Here is a 24,590-nt window from a genome sequence, read left to right as displayed (position 1 = left end):
GCTGCGCTGACCGCAAAAGGCCATCCGGGATCCGGGTGGCCTTTTGTGTTTCAGCGACGTGCGCCTGGCCGGCGGCGGCTGGTCAGGGCTTGAGGTTGAGCGCCTGGGTCGGACAGGGGGAGACGCAAGCACCGCAGCCGGTACAGCGCTCCGGCTCCAGGCTGGGCTGGGCGATGCCGCCCAGCGCGGGACGAAAGCGGATGGCGCCATGGTCGCAGATCTCGCCGCAGATGCGGCATTCGACCTTGCGCTGCGCCAGGCAGGAGTCGGAAAAATGGGGTTTCCAGCTCCAGGGGCTCGTATCGGGTAGGCGATTCAGTGCAGCCGGCGCGCAGGCCTGGACACAGGCGCCGCATTCGGTGCAGCCCCGCTCGGAAAAGCGCACCTCGGGATAGCCGCCGTCGCCACGCAAGAGTATGGCTTCGGGGCAGGCTTCGATGCAGTCGCCGCAGCGGGTGCAGCGTTGCAGGAAATCGGCTTCGGCCAGCGCCCAGGGCGGGCGCGGCGGCTGCACGGTCGCCTGGGTGGCGATGCGGCCGCGCAGGAAGAATCGTCGTTGCGGGTCCATGGCGATGGGTTCAGGGGACGGAAGGTTTCAGGCGCGGATCCCGGCCCTGGGCCAGTTCTTCCAGCGCGCGGTCGAGCGAGGCGCGATCCGGCGTACCGTCGGGGGTCAGCGCCTGCAGACGCTTGAGCAGGCGCGTGGCCGCAGGCTGGTCGCCACGGTCCAGCGCGGCCAGGCCGCCGAGCAGCAGCACGGCTGGATGATCGGTTTCGAGCGCCTGGGCCTTGCGCAGCAGCTCCAGGCTGCGCGCGTCGAAATGGCCTTGCGCGGCCTGCATGCGCGACTCGATCCAGTCGGTCAGGGTGTCGACGTCCTGCAGCGCGAGCGGCTCGGCCTGCTCATAAGCCATGGCGGCATCGGCATAGCGGCTCAGCACCTGGTAGGAGCGGCCCAGCATCAGCCAGCCTTCGGGCTGGTCGGGATTCTCGCGCAGGCGCTGCGCCAACTTGTCGACCATGGTCAGCGGCGACTGCTGATGGAGATGGTGGGCGGGATTGGCAGCCACGGGGTGACCCAGACGGGCATAGACGAGCACCACCAGCAGCGGCACGAGCAGCACCAGCGCCCAGACCCAGCGCCGGGCGGGCAGGTCGGAATCACCCGCAGGGGCCGATGTTGCGGGTGTTGCGCTGGCGGCCCAGCCCAGCCAGGCCGTGGCGAGCGCGACCAGCAGCGCCATCGCGGCGGCGAACTGGATCAGCCAGGTCGGCATGGTCATTTTGATTCCTCGTTCGATTGAGACGATGCGCAAGGCTGGTTGCGGCGGCTGCGGCGCAGCAAGAGCAGCAGACCAAACAGCACGAAGATCAGCGGTCCGAGCCAGAGCATGGAGGTGGCCGCCCTGACTGGCGGGCGGTAGTTGACGAAGTCGCCATAGCGCTCGACCAGGAAGGCCCTGATCTGATCGTCGCTCTGGCCGCTGTCCATGCGGGTGTGGATCTCGCGCTTCAAGTCGAGCGCCAGCGGAGCGGTCGAGTCGGCCAGGCTCTCGTTCTGGCAGACGACGCAGCGCAGCTCCTGGGTCAGGGCGTGGAAGCGGCGCGCGCGGGCCTCGTCTTCGAGGCTGCCTGTCTGGGCAGAAGCAAGGCCGAAGCCAGCCAGCAGGCAGGCCAGCAGGAAACGGATCATGGGTTCTCCTTGAGGCGGGGCAGGATCTCGCGCCGGACGATCTCGGGGGTCAGCGCCCCGACATGCTTATAGACGATGCGACCCTGGGCGTCGGTGACGAAGGTCTCGGGCACGCCGTAGACGCCGAGCTCGATGCCGAGCTTGCCAGCCGAGTCGATGATCGAGTCGGCATAGGGGTCGCCGCCACGGCGCAGCCAGTCGAGCGCGGCCTGCGGCGGGTCCTTGTAGTCGATGCCGAGCAGCTGGTCCGCCCTGCCCTGCGCGCGCAACTGCGCGGCGAGATCCATCAGCACGGGATGCTCGTCGCGGCAGGCGGTGCACCAGGAGGCCCAGACGTTGACGATACGGGGCCGCCCCTGCAAGGAGCGCTCGGTCAGCAGCTCGTGGGGCGGCTTCATGCCGGGCAGCGCAAAAGTCGGCCAGGGCCGGCCGATCAGGGCCGAGGGCAGCTCCTGCGGGTTGCGCGTCATGCCCTGGCCCAGCAGCAGCAGCAGCAGGACGACGGCAGCCAGCACGAACAGGAAGGCCGGACTGCGCCACCAGGGACGCACCGCAGGACGGGCAGCGTCGTTCATCGCGCTCACCGCGGACTCCTGCGGCGCAAGCGGCGCGCCAGCGAGGCGACCAGCGCGCCGAGCGCCATCAGCAGGGTACCGCCCCAGACCCAGCGCATGAAGGGCTTGTGCTGCACACGCACCATCCAGTCGCCGAAGGGGCCGGCCGGCCCCATTTCGCCGAGCGCGACATAGAGGTCGCGCGTCAGGCCCCAGTCGATGGCGGACTCGGTCATCGGCATGCCCGAGCCGGGGTAGGAGCGCTTCTCGGAATGCAGGCTGCGGGGCGTGCTGCCCGGACAGGCCAGCTCGAAATGGCCGCGCAGGCTGGCGTAGTTGGCGCCGCGCTCGGGCTGGATGCCCTGGAAGGTCAGACGACAGTCGGCCAGCGCAATGGACTGGCCAGGTTCGAGGCGCACGTCGCGCTCGACGCCGTAGCTGTTGACCATGGCGACGCCGACCGCGAACACCGCCAGGCCCAGGTGCGCCAATGCCATGCCCCAGGCGGATGCGCCCTGGCGCCAGTGGCTCAGCAGCTGGCGCAGCACGGCTGCGGCGAGGAAGGTGGCCAGCAGCAGGCCGAGCAGTGCCAGCCAGTGGATCTCGCCATGGAGGCGCTGCAGCTCCCAGGGCAACCAGACGGCCGCGCTGGCGGTGACGACCAGCGGCGACAGCAGCGCCGAGCGCAGGCGACGCCAGTCGAAGCGGCCCCAGCCCAGGGCCTGGCCCAGCGCGGCAGCGGGAAGGAGCGGCAGCAGCAACGGCAGCATGACGGCATCGAAATACGGCGCACCGACGGAGATCTTGCCCAGCGCCAGCGCGTCCATCGCCAGCGGATAGAGCGTGCCGAGCAGCACGGTCGCGCAGGCGGCCAGCAGCAGCACGGCGTTGATGCCAACCAGTCCTTCGCGTGAGAGCAGTCCGGCGACAGCGGGATCACGCGCCGGCAGCAGCCGCTGGCCGCGCGCCGACAACAGGCCCACTGAGGCCAGCAAGGTGATGGCGACCAGCGCCAGCATGGCGCTGCCACGGCTCGGGTCGGTGGCAAAGGCGTGCACCGAGGTCAGCACGCCGGAGCGGACCAGGAAGGTGCCGATCAGCGAGAGCGCGAACACGGCCACGGCGAGCGGCCCGATCCAGCCCGCGTAGGCGCCGCGCTGCTCGCGCACGGCCAGCAGGTGCAGCAAGGCGGCCAGCGCCAGCCAGGGCATGAAGGAGGCGTTCTCGACCGGGTCCCAGAACCACCAGCCGCCCCAGCCCAGCTCGTAATAGGCCCACCAGGAGCCCAGCGCGATGCCGAGCGTCAGCGCGACGAAGGCCCACAGCACATAGGGGCGCAACCAGCGCAGCCATTCGCCGCGCTCCAGCCCGACGTGGTCGCAAAACAGGCGGGCCATCACGACGGCAAACGGCACCGCGGTGCCGACATAGCCCAGATACAGCAGTGGCGGATGCATCACCAGGCCAGGATCCTGCAACAGCGGGTTGAGGTTCTGGCCATCCTGCGCCGCCGGCAGCAGGCGGATGAAGGGGTTGCTGGTGAACAGCACGAAGGCCAGCATGCCGATCGAGATGATGCCCAGCACGCCGATGGTCCTGCGCGCGAGCTCGGCGTCGTGCCGGCCCAGTCCGATGGCGGCGGCCAGCGACCAGCCCGCCAGCGTCAGCACCCACAGCAGCATCGAGCCTTCATGCCCCCCCCAGACCGCGGCGAAACGGTAAATGGCGGGCAGGTCGCGGTTGCTGTGCTGGACCACGTAGACCAGCGTGAAGTCGTTCCGCAGGAAGCTCCAGGCCAGCGCGCCAAAGGCGGCGACCAGCATGAAGGTCTGCAACTGCAGCGCGGCACCGGCCAGGCGAGCTGGCGCGCGGGCGCTCAGGCCCGCCGCGGTCTGGACCAGCGCCGCGATCCAGGCCAGGATCAGCGCGAGGTGACCGAGTTCACCGATCATTGGCCCGCTCCCGGCTTGGCTGCGGGGTGAGCGCTGCCGTCGAGCGCCTTCTGCACCTCGGGCGGCATGTAGTTCTCGTCATGCTTGGCCAGCACCTCGGTGGCCTGCAACTCGCCGCTGTTGTCCAGCCGGCCCTGCGCGATCGCGCCCTTGCCTTCCGAGAACAGGTCGGGCAGGATGCCGCGGTAGACGACGGGGATGCCGTGGCGGGCATCGACCAACACGAAGCGGACCCGTTCGCCGTCACGCTGCAGCGAGCCGGCCTGCACCAGACCACCCAGGCGAAGATGGGTCTTGCCCACCGCCTCGCCGTCGAGCACCTGCCCCGGCGTGAGGAAGAACACCAGGTTGCTGCGCAAGGCGCGCGTGGTCAGGAAGACGGCGACGCCGGCGAGCGCCAGCACCAGCAGGACCACCAGCAGGCGGCGGGAACGGGGTTTCATCGGTCGGACTCCAGTCCTTCGTTCGTCATTTGATTCAGTTTGGCGCCGCGACGGCGCAGAAGCGCCCACTCGAGCCAAAGCGCAGCCACCGTGAGGGCGACGCTGGCCCAGACATAGAGCCCGTGCCGGCCCATGCGCAGGAAGGAGGCGAAGTCGGGCCACCAGGGCGTGAACCAGCCCAGCCAGTTGTCATGCATGATCCTGCTCCTGCAGTCGGTCCAGCCAGCGGCTGTGCGCCTCGCGTTCCTCGATCAGCAGCCGCACCCGCTGGAAGGCGGTCGCTGCGGTGTAGCACCAGGCGGCGGCGCACATCAGCAGCAGGGCCGCCAGCATGGGCGCCGCCATCAGGCTCTTGCCCGGTGCGATGGTCGCGCCCTGGTGCAGGGTGTTCCACCAGCGCACCGAGAAGTAGATGACGGGCAGGTTGACGACACCGAGCAGCGCCAGCAAGGCGCAGCTGCGGTCGGCGCGCTGCGGATCCTCGTGCGCGTGCTGCAGCATCAGGTAGCCCAGATAGAGGAAGAGCAGCAGCAGCGACGAGGTCAGCCGGGCGTCCCAGACCCACCAGGTGCCCCACATGGGCTGGCCCCAGAACGCGCCCGTGACCAGGCTGAGAGCGGCGAACCAGGCTCCGGTCGGCGCCAGCGCATGCGACATCATGAAGGAGACGCGGGTGCGCAGCACCAGACCGAGCGCGCTCCAGCACGCCATCAGCGCGTAGACGAACATCGCGATCCACGACGCCGGCACATGCAGGTAGATGATGCGGTAGCCCTCGCCCTGCACCGCGTCGGCCGGCGTGCTCACGAAGCCCAGCCAGGCACCGGGCAACGCCAGCAGCAGCGCCAGCCAGAGCAGCGGCGCGACGAGCCGGCCCGCCAGCGCATGCAGCCGCCAGGGACTGGCGAACCAGAAAACATATTTCTGCCAGTTCAATTGCTTCACCCTTCCACCGCGGCGGATACCGCAGCGCCACCCACCCAGGGACAGACCAGGGCGGCAAAAGCCCACATCGCGCCAAGCAGCGCCAGTTCGGCGCTGGGGTCGCTGCCGCGCTGGGCCGCGTGCACCGCCATGGTGCCGAACACCAGCACCGGCACCGCCAGCGGCAACACCAGCAGCACGGTCAGCAGCGCACCGCCGCGCGCGCCGGCGCCCAGCGCCGCCGCGACACAGGCCAGCATCACGAGCACGCCGCTGCCCAGCAGCAGCGCCGCCAGCAACGCCACGAGTGCCGCCAGCGACAAGCCGAACTGCAGGCCGACCAGTGGCACCGCCAGCAGCACGGGAGCCGCCGCCAGCAGCCACTGCGCGACCATGCGCGACGCCAGCAGCAGCGGCAACGGCACGCCGCTGAGCACCCAGTGGTCGAGCCAGCCCGAGGCCAGATCGTCCTGGAACAGGCGCGACGTCGCCAGCAGCACCGCGAGGCAGACGCCGACCCAGAGCACGCCAGGGCCGAGCAAGACCAGCGTGGCCGGTTCGGGATTGAGCGAGAGCGGAAACAGGCTGCTGACCATGACGAAGAACATCGCGTGCATGACCCAGTCGCCCGGACGGCGCCAGGCGCTCTGCCACTCGCGCAGCGCGACCGCGCGCAGCGCAGGCCACCAGGCGCGCGACTCCCGGTGCGCGACAGCGTTCATGCGCGACTCCCGCTCACCAGGTCCAGGACATCGCCCGCCGGGAAACCCGCCGGCAAGGCCTGGTGCGAGGTGTAGACCAGCGCGCCACCACGGCCAAGGTGCTCGCGACAGCGCTGCGCCAGCCAGTCCACGCTGCGCAGGTCGAGCGCGTCGAACGGCTCGTCGAGCAGCCAGAGCGCTCGCTCGCCGAGCATCAGCAACGCCAGCGCCGACTTGCGCCGCTGACCGGCGGACAGGTGACGCAGCGGCTTGCGCGCCGGGACCTGGAGCTCTGCCAGCACCGCCATGAGTCGGTCGTCGGACGGGTCGAAGCCCGCCAGCGCCAGCCAGTGGCGCAGGTTGGACCGCGCGTCGAGGTCCTCGGCGCAGGCCAGCGCGTGGCCGAGGAACCAGCAGCCTCCCGCAGGGCGCAGCACGCGACCATAAGCGGGCGCGCGCAATCCGGCCAGCGTGCGCAGGAAGGTGGTCTTGCCGCAGCCGTTGGCGCCACGGACATGGAGCGGGACACCCGCCGCCACGCCCCCGCTGATGGGACCCCAGAGACGGTGCCCGTTACGCGCCGCCGCGACTTGCTCCCAGCTCAGCATCTGGCTCCGATGATCGACATGAAAGAATCCGGTGGATGAGGGATGACCCGAACGACGGCGACAGCGGACCGCCGGCCCGGCGTTGTGCGAATTATCGTGCATGTGCGATGCAGCTTTGTTGACCGGGATCAAGCCGCACAGGCCTGCGCAGGCTCGGGCAGACGCACGGTGAACACCCGGTCGACCCAGCGCACGCGCAGCTGGACCCGCCCTTGCGGCAGCTCCCTGGGCAGGCTCAGGCACAGGCCGTCCGGACAGGGCACGAGACTGGCAGGCGAGAAAGCCTCGTGCGGGGAAGCCTCCGAAACCCCTGTTTCGGGTACCCGGACGCCATCGATCAGGTCCAGGTGCTTGCCCTTGACCCACCAGGCGTCGCCTGTTGGCGAGCAGGACATGGACTGCAGGTCCGGCAACAGCAGCACCGATCGGTCGAGACTCTTCCAATCACCGGCTTGGCCGGATGGCTGATGCTGCACCCGGTACTCGATCGGGTTGACCACCCCGGGCAAGCCGGCAGGCCCGAAACCGACCGGACCGAGCGTGCGCAATTCGTGGTGAACGAAGTCCGCGATCAGGGGCGCGCTGATGGGCTGGGCCTCCGAACGCGGGTCATCGCGGAAGCGCAACTGCAGCCAGTAATTGCCCTTGTCGAGCCGATAGGGCGGGTCGGCCTGCAGCAGCAGGTTCAGGCCGGAGTCATCCGAGACGAAGCGCTCGTCGGGCGCGAGATGCCACTGCATGGCCTTGGCCGACGGTGTCACGAGCAGCGCGTTGGGCATGTCCTTGGCGATGCTCATGCGCGGCCTGGCCGCCGTCTTGCTCAGCGGCAGCCGGATGGCTGCGGGCTCGTTGTCCCGATGCCGCACGATGACCTGGTCCGGCAAGCGGGCGTTGTGGCGCATGTCGCCCTGGCAAGCGAGCCGGACCTGCTGCTGGCTGCGAAGCGACTCGGGCGGCGCGTCGACCGCGCAGACGGCCGTGCCGACCTCGATGCGGGCGATGCGGTCGAGCCGCTCGCCGCTGACCGTGATGCCGTCCTCCCACTCCGAGTGTTCCACCCGCGTGATCCGGGCCTTGGGCGGGAGCACGCGCAGCTGCACCAGCAGCGGCTGGGCCGCCGCCTGGGCGATGGTCAGCTCCAGGCTGGACGGCTTGATCTGGCTCAAGTCCGCGTCCAGCAGCGTGGGCGAATCGGGCTCGGAGCGCAATGACATGCCGTTGGGCAGCGCCAGCGCCATTTCGCTGACGCAGGCCGAAGCGATCGACGAGCGCAGCCTGAGCGTCGCGCGCTCGCCGGCGATCAGCCCGGACAAGCCTTCCAGGTCGGCGATGATGGACTGCGCGTCCTGCCAGGGCAGCGTCATGCGCACCGGCCCGAGCGTGACGGGGTCGAAACCGAAGCGTCCGGCGAGCGAGACCGCGACCTGCTGCCCGCGCGGTTGCATTTCGCCTGCGCTTTCAAGCAGATCAAAGCTGAAGCGACCCGCCTCCTGGTCCAGCGTGACAGCGGTCGTCTCGCCCAGCGGCTGGAGCGTTTCGGGGTCGAGCAGCGTCATGCGCCAGTCATGCCAGTAACTGGCCAGGGGGAGGCGTCCCTTGAGTTGCACCTCCAGGCCGGCGCTGCTGTAGCAGCCGGCACGGCGCTCATCCACGCTCAGCCCCGGCGTGGCCCCCGCGAACCAGGAGGGCACATAGATGTAGGCCGTCTTCACGCCACCACTCCTGAAGCGCGTGACCGAAAACAGCTCGATGCGCTGGGTCTGTTGCAGACGACGGCCGAAGGTGGGCGCGAAGTCGTAGGAGTCGCGGTACTTGCTGCCGAGATACTCGCTCGCCTGCGAGATCAGCCGCAGGTTGGCGACCAGCAGGCTGTTGAGGTCGACCGAGCTCTTGTTGCCGACCATGGCGGTCAGGTCGTTGGCCGAGGGCAGCGAAAAATCCCGGTTGGCCACGATGTGGCTGGCCACGCATTCAGTGTTGACCGCCTGGTTCTTGAAACATTCGGGGTCGAGCTGGTTCACCCCGAACTTGGCGGCCAGCTCCTTCGCGGCCTGGATGGCGTCTTCGGGCTTGCGCCCCGAGACGCTGCGCGCCAGCCCGCGGCTGATGGCCTGGATGGCCTGATTGATCTGGTCGACCTTTTGCAGTTCATAAAAGCGCTGCGGGTCGGCGCGCAGCACCGCGTCGAGCAGACTCGCCGAACTGGACAGGCTGGTGTAGAGGCCGAACAGGCTGCGCAACTGGGGCGCGAGCAGGATGACGGGAATCTGGTTGTCGGCGGCGATCTCCAGCTCGGCGTAGCCGTCGAGCTCGCGCACATCGAAGTGGCGCGATTCGACCTGGTTGCCGGTCGGGGAAACACGCGCGAGCAGCAGCACCCAGTCGCCCTGGGCCAGGGTATCGACATCGGGGCGCACCAGCAGCTTGTCGCCGCTGCGCAGGCGGTTGACCAGCGCCAGCGGCAAGCGGGCGTCGCCGCGCTGCACCCGCACGTCGAGCGCGGGCCCCTGGTGAATGGTGTCCTGTGCCGCACCGGCCAGGCTGGCCCACAGCAGCCACAGGAAGGCGAGGAAGAACTTGAGGGTCAAGCGCACGGGACGGCAAGCGAAGCGATCGGCATAGGTGGGCCAGATTGTAGGGAGAACGCCCGGCCAGAGGATGCTATAAAACATGCTGGCTCCCTCGCCACCCCCAACCAAGAACAGGATTGACAATGAATACCCAACGCCCCCTTCTCAAGACGCTGGCCGTCGCCGCTGCCGGCCTTCTCAGCCTGGCGGCGCACGCGCAAGGCCATGCTCCACACTGGGGCTATGGGGGACACGGCGGTCCCGCGCAATGGGCCGAACTCGACCCGGCATTCGAGACCTGCGCCAAGGGCACGAGCCAAAGCCCCATCAACATCAGCAAGACGGAAAAGACCGAACTCCCCACGCTGGATTTTCAGTACGGCGCGACCGCTCCGACGATCGTGAACAATGGTCACACGGTACAGGTCAACCTGCCTGCAGGCAATACGCTCAGGATCGGTGACAGGAATTTCGAACTGCTGCAGTTCCACTTCCACACGCCCAGCGAGGAACAGGTCCACGGCAAGCGGACCGCAATGGTCGCTCACTTCGTGCACAAGAATGCCGAAGGCGCGCTGGGCGTCGTGGGCGTGCTGCTCCAGAAGGGCAAGCGCAATGCGGCATTCGAGCCGGTCTTCGCCCACCTGCCCCGCGCTGGCGAGCAAATCACCGTCGACCAGATGAAACTTGAGCTGGCGGACATGCTACCTGCCAGCAAGGGCTACTACGCCTTCGCCGGGTCGCTGACCACGCCGCCTTGCTCGGAAGGCGTGAACTGGATGGTGCTCAAGACCCCCGTGCAGGTGAGTCAGAAACAGATCGATTCCTTCCGCCAGCTGTTCCGCTTCAACGCACGTCCGGTACAGCCCTTGCGGAACCGCGTGATCCAGGAGTCCATCTGACCCACGAGCCAGGAACCAGACCCGGCTGGCCAGTCTGCCCGGCTGGTCGGATGGCCTGCCGCCGATCGGACAAGAAAAAAGCACCTAGGCATTGCTGCGCTAAGTGCTTGATTTTTTTGGAGGCGCGGGCCGGAGTCGAACCGACCTACACGGATTTGCAATCCGGTGCATAACCGCTTTGCTACCGCGCCTTGTTTTTTTATTGAATCTGGAGCGGGATAAGAGACTCGAACTCTCGACCTATACCTTGGCAAGGTATCGCTCTACCAACTGAGCTAATCCCGCATTTTTCAGCATCTTTCGGCGTTGCCACCTGCGCTGTCCGAAGCCATTATTCTATGGCAGTTTTCTGCGTTTTTCGCGCCAGCTGAAAATTTCTTGCAGATTCTCAGCCTTGGCTCGCGCGCGGTGGCTGGGCGGTCTTGCGTGCCGACTTCCTGGTCGGCTTCTTGCCCGGTTTCACCTCGGCCACTGCCTCGGTCACTGCCACGGCAGCCGGCGGACTGGCCAGCAGCGGCTCGCCCAGCGGCGCGGGATAGCGTTCGAGCGCGATCTCCAGCACCCGGTCGATCCAGCGCACCGGCACGATCTCCAGGCCCTGCTTGACGTTGTCGGGAATCTCGGCCAGGTCCTTGACGTTCTCCTCAGGGATCAGCACGGTCTTGATGCCGCCGCGCAGCGCGGCCAGCAGCTTTTCCTTCAGGCCGCCGATGGCGGTGACCTCGCCGCGCAGGGTGATCTCGCCGGTCATGGCGACATCGGCGCGCACCGGGATGCCGGTCATGGCCGAGACCATGGCGGTGGTCATGGCGGCACCCGCGCTCGGGCCGTCCTTCGGAGTGGCGCCATCGGGCACGTGGATGTGGATGTCCTTCTTCTCGAAGGCCTCGTCGGTGATGCCGAACGCATGCGAGCGGCTGCGCACCACGGTGCGCGCTGCCTCGACCGACTCCTTCATCACATCGCCGAGCTGGCCGGTGCGGATCACGTTGCCCTTGCCCGGCATCAGCGCGGCCTCGATCGTCAGCAGGTCGCCGCCGACCTCGGTCCAGGCCAGGCCCACGACCTGGCCGATCTGGTTGAGCTGCTCGGCGCGGCCGTAGCTGTACTTGCGCACGCCCAGGAACTCGTCGAGATTGGCGGAGTTGACGAGCACGGTCGGCTGGTATTTCTTGAGCAGCAGGCCCTTGACCACCTTGCGGCAGATCTTGGACAGCTCGCGTTCGAGCGAGCGCACGCCGGCCTCGCGGGTGTAGTAGCGCACGATGTCGCGCACCGCGTCCTCGGCCACCTCGATCTCGCCGGCCTGGATGCCGTTGTTCTCGAACTGCTTGGGCAGCAGGTACTTGAGCGCGATGTTGGTCTTCTCGTCCTCGGTGTAACCGCTCAGGCGGATCACTTCCATGCGGTCGAGCAGCGCCGACGGGATGTTCATCGAGTTGGAGGTGGCGACGAACATCACGTCCGACAGGTCGAAATCGACCTCGACATAGTGGTCCGCGAAGGCGTGGTTCTGCTCCGGATCGAGCACCTCGAGCAGCGCCGAGGACGGATCGCCCCGGAAGTCCATGCCGAGCTTGTCGATCTCGTCGAGCAGGAACAGCGGGTTGCGCGCGCCGACCTTGTTCAGGCTCTGCAGCACCTTGCCCGGCATGGCGCCGATGTAGGTGCGGCGGTGGCCGCGGATCTCGGCCTCGTCGCGCATGCCGCCCAGCGCCATGCGGGTGTACTTGCGGCCGGTGGCCTTGGCGATCGACTGCCCGAGCGAGGTCTTGCCCACGCCCGGCGGGCCGACCAGGCACAGGATCGGCGCCTTGACCTTGTCGACGCGCTGCTGCACCGCGAGGTATTCGAGGATGCGGTCCTTGACCCGATCGAGGCCGTAGTGGTCCTCGTTGAGCACCTGCTCGGCGTAGGCCAGGTCATGCTTGATCTTGGTCTTCTTGCTCCAGGGCAGGCCGACCAGGGTCTCGATGTAGTTGCGCACCACGCTGGCCTCGGCCGACATCGGCGACATCAGCTTGAGCTTCTTGAGCTCGCCCTCGGCCTTCTTGCGCGCGTCGGCCGGCATCTTGGCCAGGCGGATCTTCTTTTCGAGCTGTTCGAGGTCGGCGCCCTCCTCGCCCTCGCCGAGCTCCTTCTGGATCGCCTTGACCTGCTCGTTGAGGTAGAAGTCACGCTGGCTCTTCTCCATCTGGCGCTTGACGCGGCCACGGATGCGCTTGTCGACGTTGAGGATCTCGACCTCGCGTTCGAGCTGGCCGAACAGGTTCTCCAGCCGGGGCGCGACCCGGTCGAGGTCGAGCACGGCCTGCTTGGCTTCGAGCTTGAAGGGCAGGTGCGCGGCGACGGTGTCGGCCAGGCGACCGGCGTCCTCGATGTTGGCGATCGAGGTCAGCACCTCGGACGGAATCTTCTTGTTGAGCTTGACGTAGAGGTCGAACTGCTGCATCAGCGCGCGGCGCAGCGCCTCGACCTCGCTGGATGCAACGCCAGCGGCCTCGTCCTGCGCCGACAGGGGCTGGACCCGGCCGGTGAAATGGCTCTCTTCCTCCTCCACGCCCAGCACCCTGGCGCGCTGCAGGCCCTCGACCAGCACCTTGACGGTGCCGTCGGGCAGCTTGAGCATCTGCAGGATGGTCGCCACGCAGCCCATCTCGAACAGGTCGTCCGGGGTCGGGTCATCCTTGGCGGCGGTCTTCTGCGCCACCAGCATGATGCGGCGCTCATGCTCCATCGCGGTTTCCAGCGCCTTGATGCTCTTGGGCCGGCCCACGAACAGCGGGATCACCATGTGGGGGAATACGACCACGTCGCGCAGCGGCAGGAGCGGCAGTGCGACGGGCTGGCTGGGCATTGGGGTGTGTCCGGACATGCTGTTACCTAAAAATCTTTCCGCTCAAATGGGGCCGGCGGCAGCGACTTCAAGCCGCGGCCGCCGGCAATCGAGCTGTTGCGGGTCTCAGGCCTGCTTGGCCTCTTCGCGCAGCACCAGCAGCGGGGCCTTGCCCTCGTCGACGGTGGCGGGCTCGACCACCACCTTCTGCACGTTGTCCAGGCTGGGCAGCTCGAACATGGTGTCCATCAGCGCCTGCTCCAGGATGGAGCGCAGGCCGCGCGCGCCGGTCTTGCGCTTGATCGCCTTGCGCGCGATCGCGTGCAGCGCCTCGGGCGTGACTTCGAGCTCGACGTGCTCCATCCGCAGCAGCTGGGCGAACTGCTTGACCACCGCGTTCTTGGGCTCGGTCAGGATCTCGACCAGCGCGTCCTCGCCGAGCTCGGCCAGGGCGGTCACGACCGGCAACCGACCCACCAGCTCGGGGATCAGGCCGAAGCGGACCAGGTCGTCGGGCTCGACCTCGGCGAAGACGTCGGTCAGGCTGCGCTGCTGCTTGCTCCTGACATTGGCGCCAAAGCCGATGCCGGCGGCTTCGGTGCGCTGCTCGACGATCTTCTCCAGGCCGGCGAAGGCGCCACCACAGATGAACAGGATGTTGGAGGTGTCGACCTGCAGCATGTCCTGGTTCGGGTGCTTGCGGCCACCTTGCGGCGGCACCGAGGCGATGGTGCCCTCGACCAGCTTGAGCAGCGCCTGCTGCACGCCCTCGCCCGAGACGTCGCGCGTGATCGAGGGGTTCTCGGACTTGCGCGTGATCTTGTCGATCTCGTCGATGTAGACGATGCCCTGCTGGGCCTTGTCGACATCGTAGTTGCAGGTCTGCAGCAGCTTGGCGATGATGTTCTCGACGTCCTCGCCGACATAGCCGGCCTCGGTCAGCGTGGTAGCGTCGGCCATCACGAAGGGCACGTTGAGCATGCGCGCCATGGTCGCGGCCAGCAGCGTCTTGCCGGAGCCGGTCGGGCCGATCAGCAGGATGTTGCTCTTGGCCAGTTCGACGTCGTCCTTGCGCGCCTTGGCCTTGTGGCGCAAGCGCTTGTAGTGGTTGTAGACCGCGACCGACAGCGACTTCTTGGCCGGCTCCTGGCCGATGACATAGCCGTCGAGATGCTGCTTGATCTCGATCGGCGTCGGCAGGCGGTCACCGGCCTCGGCCGGCGCCAGGCTGCCCTGCGGCAGCTCCTCGCGCACGATGTCGTTGCACAGGTCTATGCACTCGTCGCAGATGAACACCGAGGGTCCGGCGATCAGTTTCTTGGTCTCGTGCTGACTCTTGCCGCAGAAGGAGCAGTAGAGGGTTTTTTCGCTGGAGGCGCCTTTGTTATCGGCCATGAGAAATGCCTTGCTCGAACTCGGTGGAATGCTGGAAGCACCGATGATAAGTGAAGCCCGCGCACCGCTTCGACAGCGGACGGCGCGGGCTGTGCGGGAAGATCGGGATCAGGCGCCGCGCTTGTCGATCACGCGGTCGATCAGACCGTATTCGGCGGCTTCGGCCGCGGCCATGTAGTAGTCGCGCTCGGTGTCGCGCTCGATCTTCTCGAGCGGCTGGCCGGTGCGCTCGGCCAGGATCTTGTTGAGGTCGGCGCGCAGGCGCAGGATCTCGCGCGCGTGGATCTCGATGTCGGTGGCCTGGCCCTGGGTGCCGCCCAGCGGCTGGTGGATCATGACGCGCGAGTTCGGCAGCGAGAAGCGCTTGCCCTTGGCGCCGGCGGCGAGCAGGAAGGCGCCCATGCTGGCGGCCATGCCCATGCACAGCGTCGAGACGTCGGGCTTGATGAAGTTCATCGTGTCGAAGATCGACATGCCCGCGCTGACCGAACCGCCCGGCGAGTTGATGTAGAAATGGATGTCCTTGTCCGGGTTCTCGCTCTCGAGGAACAGCATCTGCGCGACCACGAGGTTGGCCGACTGGTCGTTGACCGGACCGACCAGGAACACGACGCGCTCCTTGAGCAGGCGCGAGTAGATGTCGTAGGCGCGCTCGCCACGGCCGGATTGCTCGATCACCATGGGCACCATGCCCAGGTTTTGTGCGTCCAATGCGCTCATGTGTGTTGTGCTCCAGAAAACGTTGCAGGGTTTCATTCAGTTACCGTAAAACCTGCTCAATTCTTCTCTTTCATGCTCATACCTGCTCACGCACTGTGACGGCATGACGGGAAGAACTGCAGCCCTGTTCAAGCCGTGCGGGTTCGTGCCAGAATTATGCCTCTATGCTGATCGCGCACCAGATTGCTCTCGATCCGAACAACGCACAGGCCACCTACCTGGCCCGCGCGGCGGGCGTGGCGCGCTTCGCGTACAACTGGGCGCTGGCCGAGTGGCAGCGCCAGTACGAGGCCCACAAGCTGGATCCGACGCTGCCCCAACCCTCGCAAGCTGCCTTGCGCCGCCAGTTGAACGCCGTCAAGCGCGAGCAGTTTCCCTGGATGCTCGAAGTCACGAAGAACGCGCCGCAGATGGCGATCATCCAGCTGGGCCTGGCGTTCCAGAACTTCTTCGCCGGCCACGCCAAGTACCCACAATTCCGCCAGAAAGGCCGGCACGACCGCTTCAGTCTCAGCAATGACCAGTTCAGTCTCGACGGTTCACGCATTCGCATCCCCAATCTCGGTTGGGTGCGCATGCGCGAGACGTTGCGCTTCGCGGGCAAGATCCTGTCAGCCACGGTTTCGCGCGTGGCCGATCGCTGGTATGTCAGCTTTGCCGTCGATACCCAGGACGATTCACCTCTACCCCAAGCCGAGAACCAAGGCGCGGTGGGGGTGGATCTGGGTGTCAAGGCGTTGGCGACGCTCTCGACGGGTGAGACGATTCCCGGTCCCAAGCCGCACCAGGCGCTGCTGGACCGCTTGCGCCGGCTATCCCGGAGCTTGTCGCGCAAGCATAAGGGATCGGCCAATCGCAAGAAGGCCAGGGCCAGGCTGGCGAAGTTGCATGCCCGTATCGCCAACATCCGTTCGAACGCTCTGCATAAGCTCACGACAGACCTCACGCGGCGCTTCCACACCATCGGCATCGAAGATCTGAACCTGCGCGGCATGGTGAAAAACCGCCGCTTGGCGCGCAGCATTACCGACATGGGCTTCTTCGAGCTGCGGCGGCAACTGGAATACAAGGCCGTGATGCGCGGCGGGCAGGTAGTGGTGGCGGATCGCTGGCATCCCAGCAGCAAGACCTGTTCGGTCTGCGGGCATCGGCTCGACAAGCTACCGCTGTCGGTGCGCGAGTGGACCTGTCCGCAATGCGGCGCGAACCACGACCGAGACGTGAATGCAGCGATCAATTTAAGAAATTTGGCGGTGAGTTCCACCGTCACAGCCTGTGGAGAGGAAGGCTCTGGCCGCCGTCGCAAGACGGGGGCGAAACCGGCCTCGGCGAAGCAGGAAGTCAGCTTTGTTCATGTTTGTACATGAATGAGCAAGTCTGACAGAACGGCTTACTGTAACCAATGCCGAATGGCCTGTTCAACAGATGGGGGCTGACGGGCAATAAAAAAGGGCGGAATCGCTTCCGCCCTCGCTTGACTTGGGTCCGGGGCGCCGACCGGCTGGCCAGCGCCGCAGGATCAGGCCTGGCCCATCAGCTCTTCGAAGCTGACCGTCTTGTCGGTGACCTTGGCCTGGCCCAGGACGAAGTCGGCGACGTTGCTCTCGATCACGATGGCTTCGACTTCGGCCAGGCGGCGGTTGTCGCCCTTGTACCAGCGCGCCACTTCTTCCGGACGCTCGTAGGAGGCCGCCATTTCCTCGATGTGCGCGTCGAGCTGCTCGGGCTTGGCGTGCAGTTCGTTGGCCTTGACCAGCTCGGCCACCACCAGACCCAGGCGCACGCGGCGCTCGGCCTGGTCCTTGAACAGCTCGGCCGGGATCGGGGCCTTGTCGGCGTCCTGGATGCCGCGCTGCTTGAGGTCGGCGCGGGCGCCTTCGACCAGACGCTCGATTTCGGCGTCGACGCTGGCCTTGGGCAGGTCGAGTTCGGCCTTGGCGATCAGGGCGTCCATCACGGCCGCCTTGTTGCGCGCCTGCAGGCGGAACTTGACTTCGCGCTCGAGGTTCTTCTTGATGTCGGCGCGCAGGGCTTCGACCGTGCCGGCTTCGATGCCGAGCGACTTGACGAACTCTTCGTTGACTTCAGGCAGGTTCTGGAACTCGATCTTCTTGACCGTGACCAGGAAGTCGGCGGTCTTGCCGGCGACGTCCTGACCGTGGTAGTCGGCCGGGAAGTCGAGCGGGAAGGTCTTGGACTCGCCGGTCTTCATGCCGCGCACGGCAGCGTCGAACTGCTCGAGCATCTGGCCTTCGCCGACCATGAACTGGAAGCCTTCGGCCTTGCCGCCGTCGAACAGTTCGCCGTCGATCTTGCCTTCGAAGTCGATGGTGATGCGGTCGCCCGCTTCGGCCCAGCCGGTTTCGTCACGGGTGGTGAAGGTGCGGCGCTGCTTGCGCAGGATGTCGAGCGTGCGGTCGATGGCGGCTTCGTCGACCTCGGCGGTGAGCTTCTCGATCTCGGCGCTGCTCAGGTCGCCGATCTTGACTTCCGGGTAGACCTCGAACACGGCTTCGAAGGCCACGGCGCCTTCAGCGGCGCCTTCCTTTTCGCTGATGCGCGGAGCACCGGCGATGCGCAGCTGGGCTTCGGTGGCGGCGGCCTGGAAAGCCTGGCCGACCTTGTCGTTCATGACTTCGTACTGGACCGAGTAGCCGTACTGCTTGGCGACGACGCTCAGCGGCACCTTGCCCGGACGGAAACCGTCCATCTTGACTTGCTTGGCCATGCGCTTGAGGCGCGCATCGACTTCCTGTTGGATTTCAGCCACCGGCAGCTCGAGCGTGATCTTGCGCTCCAGCTTTTCCAGGGTCTCGACGTTCACTGCCATGGTTTTCTCCTAGATGAGGAATGGCGCCAGCCTGGGGGCCGCGCGCGGTGTGTGCCTGCCTCGCGGACCGCCCGCGGGCGACCTCGCTCAGTTCAGAAACAGGCGGCCATCCCGGGGATGGGCCCGTCTGATTTGGGTAATCTTTGATTGTAGCCGAGCCCGTCCGGCGCCCTGACGCCCGGGCGAACGCTCGGCCCGGGCGTCAGCGGCGGACTCACCGGGCCGTGAGGGCCACGGTCCATGATGCAAAGGGAGCGGCTACGACCAGGTGACGGCGGCGGTGAACATGTAGCCGGCGCCGTAGACGGTCTTGATGATCTTGGGATTTTGCGGATCGGGTTCGAGCTTGCGCCGGATGCGCGAGATCCGCACGTCGATGCTGCGGTCCATCGGGGACAATTGGCGCTGACCGAGCAACTGCTCGCGCGTGAGGATCTGGTGCGGGCGCTCCAGGAAAGCCTTCAGCACCCGTGACTCGGCATTGCCGAGCACATGCTCCACGCCCTCGGGATCGCGCAGCGTATTGGCGGCGCAATCCCAGGTCCAGCCCAGGAAGCGGGCGTAGCGGCGCTGCCGGGCTTCGGACACCGGATTGCGCGGCTGGCGGCGACGCAGGATGCTGCGCACCCGGGCCACGAGCTCGCGCGGGTCGAACGGCTTGGTGATGTAGTCATCCCCGCCCAGCTCCAGCCCCATCACCCGGTCGACCGGATGGTCGCGCCCGGACAGGATCAGCACGCCGCACGAGCTGACCTGACCGATCTGGCGGACCAGCTCGATGCCGTCCATGTCCGGCAAGCCGAGGTCGACAATGCACAGGGCCGGATGCTCGGCCCGGACATGGTGCAGCACCGAGCCCCCATCGCCGAAGCGCCGGACCTGGAACTGGAAGGACTCCAGCATCCTGACCACCAGCTGTGCCACGCCGATATCGTCCTCGACGACGAAGATGAGCGGACTGGAGGCGCTGGCCTCCTGGATCGCAACGGGTTCGTTCATGGCCTGGCGGTGGCGAGGGTCTTGAGCAGTTCGGCGCGCGAGAACGGCTTTTGCAGGAAGGGGACTTCCGCCGGCGCGGCACCGTTGGGTACAAACGCGCTCATCAGCACGATCCGGGGTATGGTGCCCTTGGAGCGCGCATGGGCCACCACGTTCAGACCGTCGATGGAGCCGGGCATCACGACATCGGACAGCAGGAGCTGGATGTCGCGCGTGTGGTCGATCAGATCGATGGCCTCGGAGCCGTTTTCCGCCTCGATGACGGAGAAGCCGATATCGAGCAACTCGCGCCGCAGCAACTGGCGCACACCGGGGTCGTCCTCGACCAGCAGGGCCAGACCGCGCCGGCCCTCGGACGGGATCTCCGTCGCCAGGGCTGGCTCATCGGCCAAGTCGGCGGACGAGCCCCCGATGCCGTGCAGCGGGAAGAAGATCGACACGGTCGTGCCCTGCTCGACCTGGCTGCGCAGCTCGATCGCGCCGGCCGACTGCTGCACGAAGCCGTAGACCATGGCCATGCCCATGCCACTGCCTTGCCCGGGCGCCTTGGTGCTGAAGAAGGGCTCGAAGACCCGGTCCATGGTCAACTGATCCATGCCGCAACCGTCGTCCTCGACGCTGATCCGGGCGTACTGGCCGGGCGCCAGGTCCAGCTTGGCGGCGGCCTCGGATCCCAGGGCTGCCATGCTGCAGCGGATCGTGATCCGGCCCTTGCCGCCGGTCGCGTCCCGGGCGTTGAGCGCCAGGTTGAGCAAGGCATCCTGCAACTGGTTCGGGTCCAGGCAGACGAAAAGCGGCAGCGCCGAGGATTCGGTGACCAGACTCAGGCCCTCGGGCAGCACGCCGCGCAACAGCGTCGCGGTACTGGCCAGGCACAGGTTGAGGTCCTCGACCCGGCTGCTCAAGGGATGCTTGCGCGCAAAGGACAGCAAGCCCCGGATGAGATCCGATCCCCGCAGCGCGGCATTCAGGGCTGGTTTCAGGTAGTCGCTCAGGTAGGGGCGCAGGGCGGGTATTTCCGCCAGCGCCACCAGATTGCCCTGGACCACGGTCAGGATGTTGTTGAAGTCGTGCGCCAGACCGCCGGTCAGCAGCCCCAGCGCTTCCATCTTCTGCGCCTGGGCCATGCGGTCATGCGCCAGCCGTTCGTCGGTGACGTCGAAGGTCAGCTCGAAGCAGCCGACGACCTCGCCCTCCGGGCTGGTCTCGGGAATCAGGCTGGTGCGCGCGATGCGCAGTCCCCGGTGCACCGTCTGCACCTCGTATTCGAAGGTGACGGCCGCGCCCCTGACGGCCTGCATGACATAGGGCCGGATCCGGGAATAGGTATCCTCGCCGAGAAAGGACCTGGCCTTGATGGATTCCGGCTTGCTCGGATCGAGCCCGAACCAGTCGCGATAACCGCGATTGACATAGTGGTAGCGGCGATCATGACCGAAATAGGCCAGCAGCGCGGGAATCGAATCCGTGATCAGTCGCATGCGGGCCTCGCTGCGCACCAGCGACAGGGCAATCGCCTCGTTGCGCTCCAGCGCCTGACGCAGGTGCGCGTTGGTCCGCAGCAGCTCGGCCGTGCGCTCGGCCACCCGGGCTTCGAGCAAGGCGTTCTGCTCGCGGATCAGCGCCTCCCGGTGCCTGGCCTCGGTGACATCGGAATAGAAGGTGATCAGCCCCCGGCCGGGAACCGCCAGGCCACGCACGCTCAGGATGGTGCCGTTCGGACGCGTGCGCTCGAGGTCGTACTCCTCGAAGCTTCTGGCCATGGCGACGCGGACCTCGGTTTGCATGCCGGGGTCGCCGGGACCGTATTCGCCGCGCAAGGCGTTGTGACGGATGAAATTCTCGAAGGGCGCACCCGGGTAGGCCATCTCGGGCGGGAAATCGAACAGTTGCAGGAAGCATCGGTTCCAGACCACGAGTTTCAGCTCCTTGTCTACCAGAATGATGCCCTGGTCGATCAGATCGAGCGCCGCCTGCAAGGCATCGCAGCGCGGTGGCTGGTCCGGCAATGGAGGGAGGGATCGGACATTCTCGTCCATGGTGTTTCGCGCGGGCATGGTCAATGTTGACGGATTCTAGGATTGCGGCATGACCCCATGCCCGTCTTGCAAACATTCGTCACATTTGAAGAAGACTGGTGCAAAGAAGGTTGCCGATGATAGCGAGAGATGCAACCTGGAAAACGTGACCAGGCCTGTGTCGAACAACCGAGGAGACACCAGTGACCAATCAGTACAACACCGGGCTGGACAAGAACGCCGCCAATTTCGTGGCTCTGTCCCCGCTCAGCTACATCGAGCGCGCCGCGCGGGTCTATCCGGATCGCACCGCCGTGATCTATGGCGAGCGGCGCCAGAACTGGGCCCAGACCTACGAGCGCTGCCGCCGACTGGCCAGCGCGCTGGCGGCCAGGGGCATCGGCCCAGGCGACACCGTCGCGGTCATGCTGCCCAACGTGCCGGCGATGTTCGAGGCCCATTTCGGCGTGCCTATGACCGGCGCCGTGCTCAACACCCTCAACACCCGGCTCGACGCCGAGGCCATCGCCTTCATGCTGCAGCATGGCGAGGCCAAGGTGGTGCTGACCGACCGCGAGTTCTCCGGCGTCATGGTCAAGGCGCTGGCGATGTGCGGCACCCACCGCCCCTATGTGATCGAGGTCGAGGACGAGACCGCGCCCGCCGGCTACGACCTGGGCGAGATCAGCTACGAGGACTTCCTGGCCCAGGGCGACCCCGGCTACAGCTGGAGCCTGCCGCCCGACGAGTGGGATGCGATCGCGCTCAACTACACCTCGGGCACCACCGGCAACCCCAAGGGCGTGGTCACGCACCACCGCGGCGCCTACCTGAACGCCGCCAGCAACGTGATCTCCTGGCAGCTGCCGCACCATGCGACCTACCTGTGGACGCTGCCGATGTTCCACTGCAACGGCTGGTGCTTCCCCTGGACCATGGCGCTGATCGCGGGCGCCAGCGTCTTCCTGCGCAAGGTCGATCCGACGCATATCTTCGAACTGGTGCGCGAACACCACATCACGCACCTGAGCGGCGCGCCGATCGTCTACAGCCTGCTGATCAATACCCCCGACAGCCTGCGTGAGGGCATCACGCACAAGATCCACGGCCAGATCGCCGGCGCGGCGCCGCCAGCGGCCGTGATCGAGGGCTGCGAGCGCGTCGGCATCGAGCTGATCCATGTCTATGGCCTGACCGAGGTCTACGGGCCGGCGGCCGTCTGCGCCAAGCAGGCGCACTGGGAAGGCCTGTCGATCGAGGAGCGGGCCCAGCTCAACGGCCGCCAGGGCGTGTCCGCGCCGATGCAGCAAGCGATCGCGGTGCTCGACCCCGAGACGATGGAGCCGGTGCCGGCCGACGGCGAGACCATGGGCGAGATCTTCTTCCGCGGCAACGTGGTCATGAAGGGCTACCTGAAGAATCCGGGCGCGACCGAGGAGGCCTTTGCCGGCGGCTGGTTCCACACCGGCGACCTGGCCGTGATGTACCCGGACGGCTACGTCAAGATCCGCGACCGCAGCAAGGACGTGATCATCTCGGGTGGCGAGAACATCTCCTCGATCGAGGTCGAGGACGCCCTGCACCGCCACCCGGCCGTGATGCTGGCGGCCGTGGTCGCGATGCCCGACGCGCGCTGGGGCGAGGTGCCCTGCGCCTTCGTCGAGCTCAAGCCGGACGCCCAAGCCACCGGCGAGGAGATCCTCGAATTCTGCCGCCAGCTGCTGGCGCGCTTCAAGGTGCCCAAGCGGGTGGTGTTCGGCGCCCTGCCCAAGACCTCGACCGGCAAGATCCAGAAGTTCGTGCTGCGCGGCCAGGTCAAGTCGACCAGCGCGATCGAGTGAGCCATTCCTCATAACAACCAACAGGAGACAACATGAGAAAAATCGATGTCCACAAGCTGGCCGACGACGCCCGCTTCAACCGCTTCCACTTGAAGGTGCTGCTCTGGTGCCTGCTGATCATCATCATCGACGGCTATGACATCGCGGTCGCCGGCACCGCGCTGCCGTCGATCATGAAGGAGATGAACGTGACCGCGTCCACCGCGGGCTTCATGGCCAGCTCGGCGCTGTTCGGGATGATGTTCGGCGCCATGCTGCTGGGCACCCTGTCCGACCGGATCGGCCGGCGCTGGACCATCGTGATCTGCGTCTTCCTGTTCAGCGTCTTCACCGCCGGGGCCGGTTTCATGACGGAACCGGTCAGCTTCAGCGTGATGCGCTTCATCGCCGGCCTGGGCATCGGTGGCGTGATGCCCAACATCGTCGCGCAGATGACCGAATACTCGCCCAAGAAGATCCGCAGCGTCATGACGACGCTGATGTTCTCGGGCTACGCGCTCGGTGGCATCCTGGCGGCGGTGCTGGGCAAGCAGCTGATCGGTGACTACGGCTGGCAGTCGGTGTTCATCGCCGCCGGCGCTCCGCTGCTGCTGATCCCCTTCATCCTCAAGAGCATGCCCGAGTCGCTGCCCTACCTGGTCTCTCACCATGACGACAGCCATCTGCGCGATATCGTCCAGCGCATCGAACCGAGCCTGAAGCTCAGCGCCGAGGACCAGTTCATCGTGCCGCCGTCGGCCAAGGGCGCGGGTGCGCCGATCGCCCGGCTGTTCCAGGAAGGTCGCGGCCTGAGCACCCTGATGTTCTGGGTCGCCTTCTTCACCGGCCTGTTCATGATCTACGCGCTGAGCTCCTGGCTGACCAAGCTGATGGCGATGTCCGGCTACAGCCTGGGCTCGGCGCTGAGCTTCGTCATCGCACTCAACCTGGGCGCGATGTTTGGCGCCATCGTGGGTGGCTGGCTGGCTGACCGGTTCCACATCAAGTGGGTGCTGGTGACCATGTATGCGCTGGGCGGCCTGTTCCTCTACCTGATGACCATTCCGATGTCCACCGACATGCTGTACCTGGTCATCGGAATGGTCGGCGCCTGCTCGACCGGCGCGCAGATCGTGGCCTATGCCTATTCCGGCCAGTTCTACCCGATGGCCATCCGTTCGACCGGCATCGGCATGGCCTCCGGCGTCGGCCGCGCTGGCGCGATCATGGCTCCGCTGCTGATCGGCCTGATCGTGACCCTCAAGCTGCCGCTGGAGCAGAACTTCCTGGTCATCGCTGCCGCCGGCCTGATCGGTGCTATCGCCCTGTCCTTCATCAACCACGATCGCGCCGCTTCGGCCTGATTGAGTCAGGGGCGGCTCACTTCCCTGCACGCCCCTGCTTTTCATTCCTACTGGAGTCAAACATGAAGATCCTCGTCCCCGTCAAGCGCGTGGTGGACTACAACGTCAAGGTGCGCGTCAAGGCCGACGGCAGCGGCGTTGACATCGCCAACGTCAAGATGAGCATGAACCCCTTCGACGAGATCGCGATCGAGGAAGCGGTGCGCCTGAAGGAAAAGGGCGCCGCGACCGAGGTGATCGCCGTCTCCTGCGGCGTGAGCC

At 66.6% G+C, this 24,590-nt stretch carries 21 protein-coding genes, 2 tRNA genes and 1 pseudogene; 5 read left to right on the top strand and 19 right to left on the bottom strand.

All coding sequences use genetic code 11. The features are described 5' to 3' along the window. Positions 1 to 82: 82 nt before the first annotated feature. Genes napF through PHR85_RS13695 form a run of 11 tightly spaced genes read right to left on the bottom strand, consistent with a single transcriptional unit; the run spans position 83 to position 9,547 of the window. A complete protein-coding gene (gene napF / locus PHR85_RS13745; protein WP_300055276.1) occupies positions 83 to 568 on the bottom strand; it encodes a ferredoxin-type protein NapF in 486 nt (161 codons plus the stop codon). Positions 569 to 578: 10 nt separating this feature from the next. Next, positions 579 to 1,283, bottom strand: a complete 705-nt coding sequence (locus PHR85_RS13740) for a hypothetical protein (RefSeq protein ID WP_300055274.1) — start codon at positions 1,281 to 1,283, stop codon at positions 579 to 581. Continuing rightward, positions 1,280 to 1,693: a cytochrome c-type biogenesis protein gene (locus PHR85_RS13735; RefSeq protein ID WP_300055271.1), complete on the bottom strand. Its 414-nt coding sequence runs from the start codon at positions 1,691 to 1,693 to the stop codon at positions 1,280 to 1,282. Before PHR85_RS13735 ends, PHR85_RS13740 begins: the two co-directional genes overlap by 4 nt. Then, positions 1,690 to 2,268 (bottom strand): DsbE family thiol:disulfide interchange protein, encoded by a 579-nt coding sequence (locus PHR85_RS13730; RefSeq protein ID WP_300055293.1) that lies wholly within the window; start codon positions 2,266 to 2,268, stop codon positions 1,690 to 1,692. Before PHR85_RS13730 ends, PHR85_RS13735 begins: the two co-directional genes overlap by 4 nt. A 5-nt stretch (positions 2,269 to 2,273) precedes the next feature. After that, positions 2,274 to 4,199 (bottom strand): heme lyase CcmF/NrfE family subunit, encoded by a 1,926-nt coding sequence (locus PHR85_RS13725; RefSeq protein ID WP_300055268.1) that lies wholly within the window; start codon positions 4,197 to 4,199, stop codon positions 2,274 to 2,276. Then, entirely contained in the window at positions 4,196 to 4,642 is a 447-nt protein-coding gene (gene ccmE / locus PHR85_RS13720; protein WP_300055265.1) for a cytochrome c maturation protein CcmE, read from the bottom strand. Before ccmE ends, PHR85_RS13725 begins: the two co-directional genes overlap by 4 nt. Then, positions 4,639 to 4,839, bottom strand: a complete 201-nt coding sequence (gene ccmD, locus PHR85_RS13715; protein WP_300055262.1) for a heme exporter protein CcmD — start codon at positions 4,837 to 4,839, stop codon at positions 4,639 to 4,641. Before ccmD ends, ccmE begins: the two co-directional genes overlap by 4 nt. Further along, positions 4,832 to 5,578, bottom strand: coding sequence for a heme ABC transporter permease CcmC (gene ccmC, locus PHR85_RS13710; RefSeq protein WP_300055259.1), 747 nt, complete (start codon positions 5,576 to 5,578; stop codon positions 4,832 to 4,834). The genes ccmD and ccmC overlap by 8 nt, the downstream gene beginning before the upstream one ends. Before the next feature lie 5 nt (positions 5,579 to 5,583). Next, on the bottom strand, positions 5,584 to 6,288 hold the full coding sequence (locus tag PHR85_RS13705; protein ID WP_300055256.1) for a heme exporter protein CcmB: 705 nt from the start codon (positions 6,286 to 6,288) through the stop codon (positions 5,584 to 5,586). After that, positions 6,285 to 6,977 (bottom strand): heme ABC exporter ATP-binding protein CcmA, encoded by a 693-nt coding sequence (gene ccmA, locus PHR85_RS13700; RefSeq protein WP_300055253.1) that lies wholly within the window; start codon positions 6,975 to 6,977, stop codon positions 6,285 to 6,287. Before ccmA ends, PHR85_RS13705 begins: the two co-directional genes overlap by 4 nt. A 26-nt stretch (positions 6,978 to 7,003) precedes the next feature. Then, a complete protein-coding gene (locus tag PHR85_RS13695) occupies positions 7,004 to 9,547 on the bottom strand; it encodes a hypothetical protein (RefSeq protein WP_300055250.1) in 2,544 nt (847 codons plus the stop codon). 41 nt (positions 9,548 to 9,588) lie between these two features. Here PHR85_RS13695 and PHR85_RS13690 point away from each other — a divergent pair, with 41 nt between their 5' ends. Further along, positions 9,589 to 10,347 carry a carbonic anhydrase gene (locus PHR85_RS13690; RefSeq protein ID WP_300055247.1) on the top strand — a complete coding sequence of 253 codons (759 nt, stop codon included), beginning with the start codon at positions 9,589 to 9,591 and terminating at the stop codon, positions 10,345 to 10,347. A 117-nt stretch (positions 10,348 to 10,464) separates the two neighbouring features. Here PHR85_RS13690 and PHR85_RS13685 read toward each other — a convergent pair. The 5 genes from PHR85_RS13685 to clpP all read right to left on the bottom strand — a co-directional run bounded on the left by PHR85_RS13685 (position 10,465) and on the right by clpP (position 15,298). Then, positions 10,465 to 10,538, bottom strand: a tRNA-Cys gene (locus PHR85_RS13685). A gap of 18 nt (positions 10,539 to 10,556) precedes the next feature. Next, a tRNA-Gly gene (locus PHR85_RS13680) sits at positions 10,557 to 10,632 on the bottom strand. A gap of 103 nt (positions 10,633 to 10,735) precedes the next feature. Further along, positions 10,736 to 13,222 carry an endopeptidase La gene (gene lon / locus PHR85_RS13675; protein ID WP_300055244.1) on the bottom strand — a complete coding sequence of 829 codons (2,487 nt, stop codon included), beginning with the start codon at positions 13,220 to 13,222 and terminating at the stop codon, positions 10,736 to 10,738. Between the two features lie 87 nt (positions 13,223 to 13,309). Next, positions 13,310 to 14,578: an ATP-dependent Clp protease ATP-binding subunit ClpX gene (gene clpX, locus PHR85_RS13670; RefSeq protein WP_300055241.1), complete on the bottom strand. Its 1,269-nt coding sequence runs from the start codon at positions 14,576 to 14,578 to the stop codon at positions 13,310 to 13,312. Positions 14,579 to 14,686: 108 nt separating this feature from the next. Then, positions 14,687 to 15,298 (bottom strand): ATP-dependent Clp endopeptidase proteolytic subunit ClpP, encoded by a 612-nt coding sequence (gene clpP, locus PHR85_RS13665; protein WP_300055239.1) that lies wholly within the window; start codon positions 15,296 to 15,298, stop codon positions 14,687 to 14,689. A gap of 164 nt (positions 15,299 to 15,462) precedes the next feature. Between clpP and PHR85_RS13660 the strand changes: the two genes are divergently transcribed. Continuing rightward, the gene (locus tag PHR85_RS13660; RefSeq protein WP_300055236.1) at positions 15,463 to 16,665 is read left to right on the top strand and encodes an RNA-guided endonuclease TnpB family protein; all 1,203 of its coding nucleotides are present in this window, start codon (positions 15,463 to 15,465) and stop codon (positions 16,663 to 16,665) included. A 152-nt stretch (positions 16,666 to 16,817) separates the two neighbouring features. Here the strand turns inward: PHR85_RS13660 and tig are convergent, their stop codons facing one another. The 3 genes from tig to PHR85_RS13645 all read right to left on the bottom strand — a co-directional run bounded on the left by tig (position 16,818) and on the right by PHR85_RS13645 (position 21,166). After that, the gene (gene tig / locus PHR85_RS13655; RefSeq protein WP_300055233.1) at positions 16,818 to 18,128 is read right to left on the bottom strand and encodes a trigger factor; all 1,311 of its coding nucleotides are present in this window, start codon (positions 18,126 to 18,128) and stop codon (positions 16,818 to 16,820) included. A 258-nt stretch (positions 18,129 to 18,386) separates the two neighbouring features. Next, a complete protein-coding gene (locus tag PHR85_RS13650; RefSeq protein ID WP_300055230.1) occupies positions 18,387 to 19,127 on the bottom strand; it encodes a response regulator transcription factor in 741 nt (246 codons plus the stop codon). Next, positions 19,124 to 21,166: a PAS-domain containing protein gene (locus tag PHR85_RS13645; protein WP_300055227.1), complete on the bottom strand. Its 2,043-nt coding sequence runs from the start codon at positions 21,164 to 21,166 to the stop codon at positions 19,124 to 19,126. The genes PHR85_RS13650 and PHR85_RS13645 overlap by 4 nt, the downstream gene beginning before the upstream one ends. Before the next feature lie 182 nt (positions 21,167 to 21,348). Between PHR85_RS13645 and PHR85_RS13640 the strand changes: the two genes are divergently transcribed. From PHR85_RS13640 to PHR85_RS13630, 3 genes and pseudogenes are all read left to right on the top strand, one after another. Continuing rightward, positions 21,349 to 22,986 (top strand): acyl-CoA synthetase, encoded by a 1,638-nt coding sequence (locus PHR85_RS13640; RefSeq protein ID WP_300055225.1) that lies wholly within the window; start codon positions 21,349 to 21,351, stop codon positions 22,984 to 22,986. Positions 22,987 to 23,018: 32 nt separating this feature from the next. Next, positions 23,019 to 24,329 (top strand): MFS transporter, encoded by a 1,311-nt coding sequence (locus PHR85_RS13635; protein ID WP_300055223.1) that lies wholly within the window; start codon positions 23,019 to 23,021, stop codon positions 24,327 to 24,329. Positions 24,330 to 24,391: 62 nt separating this feature from the next. Continuing rightward, positions 24,392 to 24,590, top strand: a pseudogene (locus tag PHR85_RS13630) (electron transfer flavoprotein subunit beta/FixA family protein); the annotation flags it as partial.

This window comes from Malikia sp., assembly GCF_028687635.1.
Lineage (GTDB): Bacteria > Pseudomonadota > Gammaproteobacteria > Burkholderiales > Burkholderiaceae_C > Malikia.
This window is presented reverse-complemented; position numbering and strand designations above follow the sequence as displayed.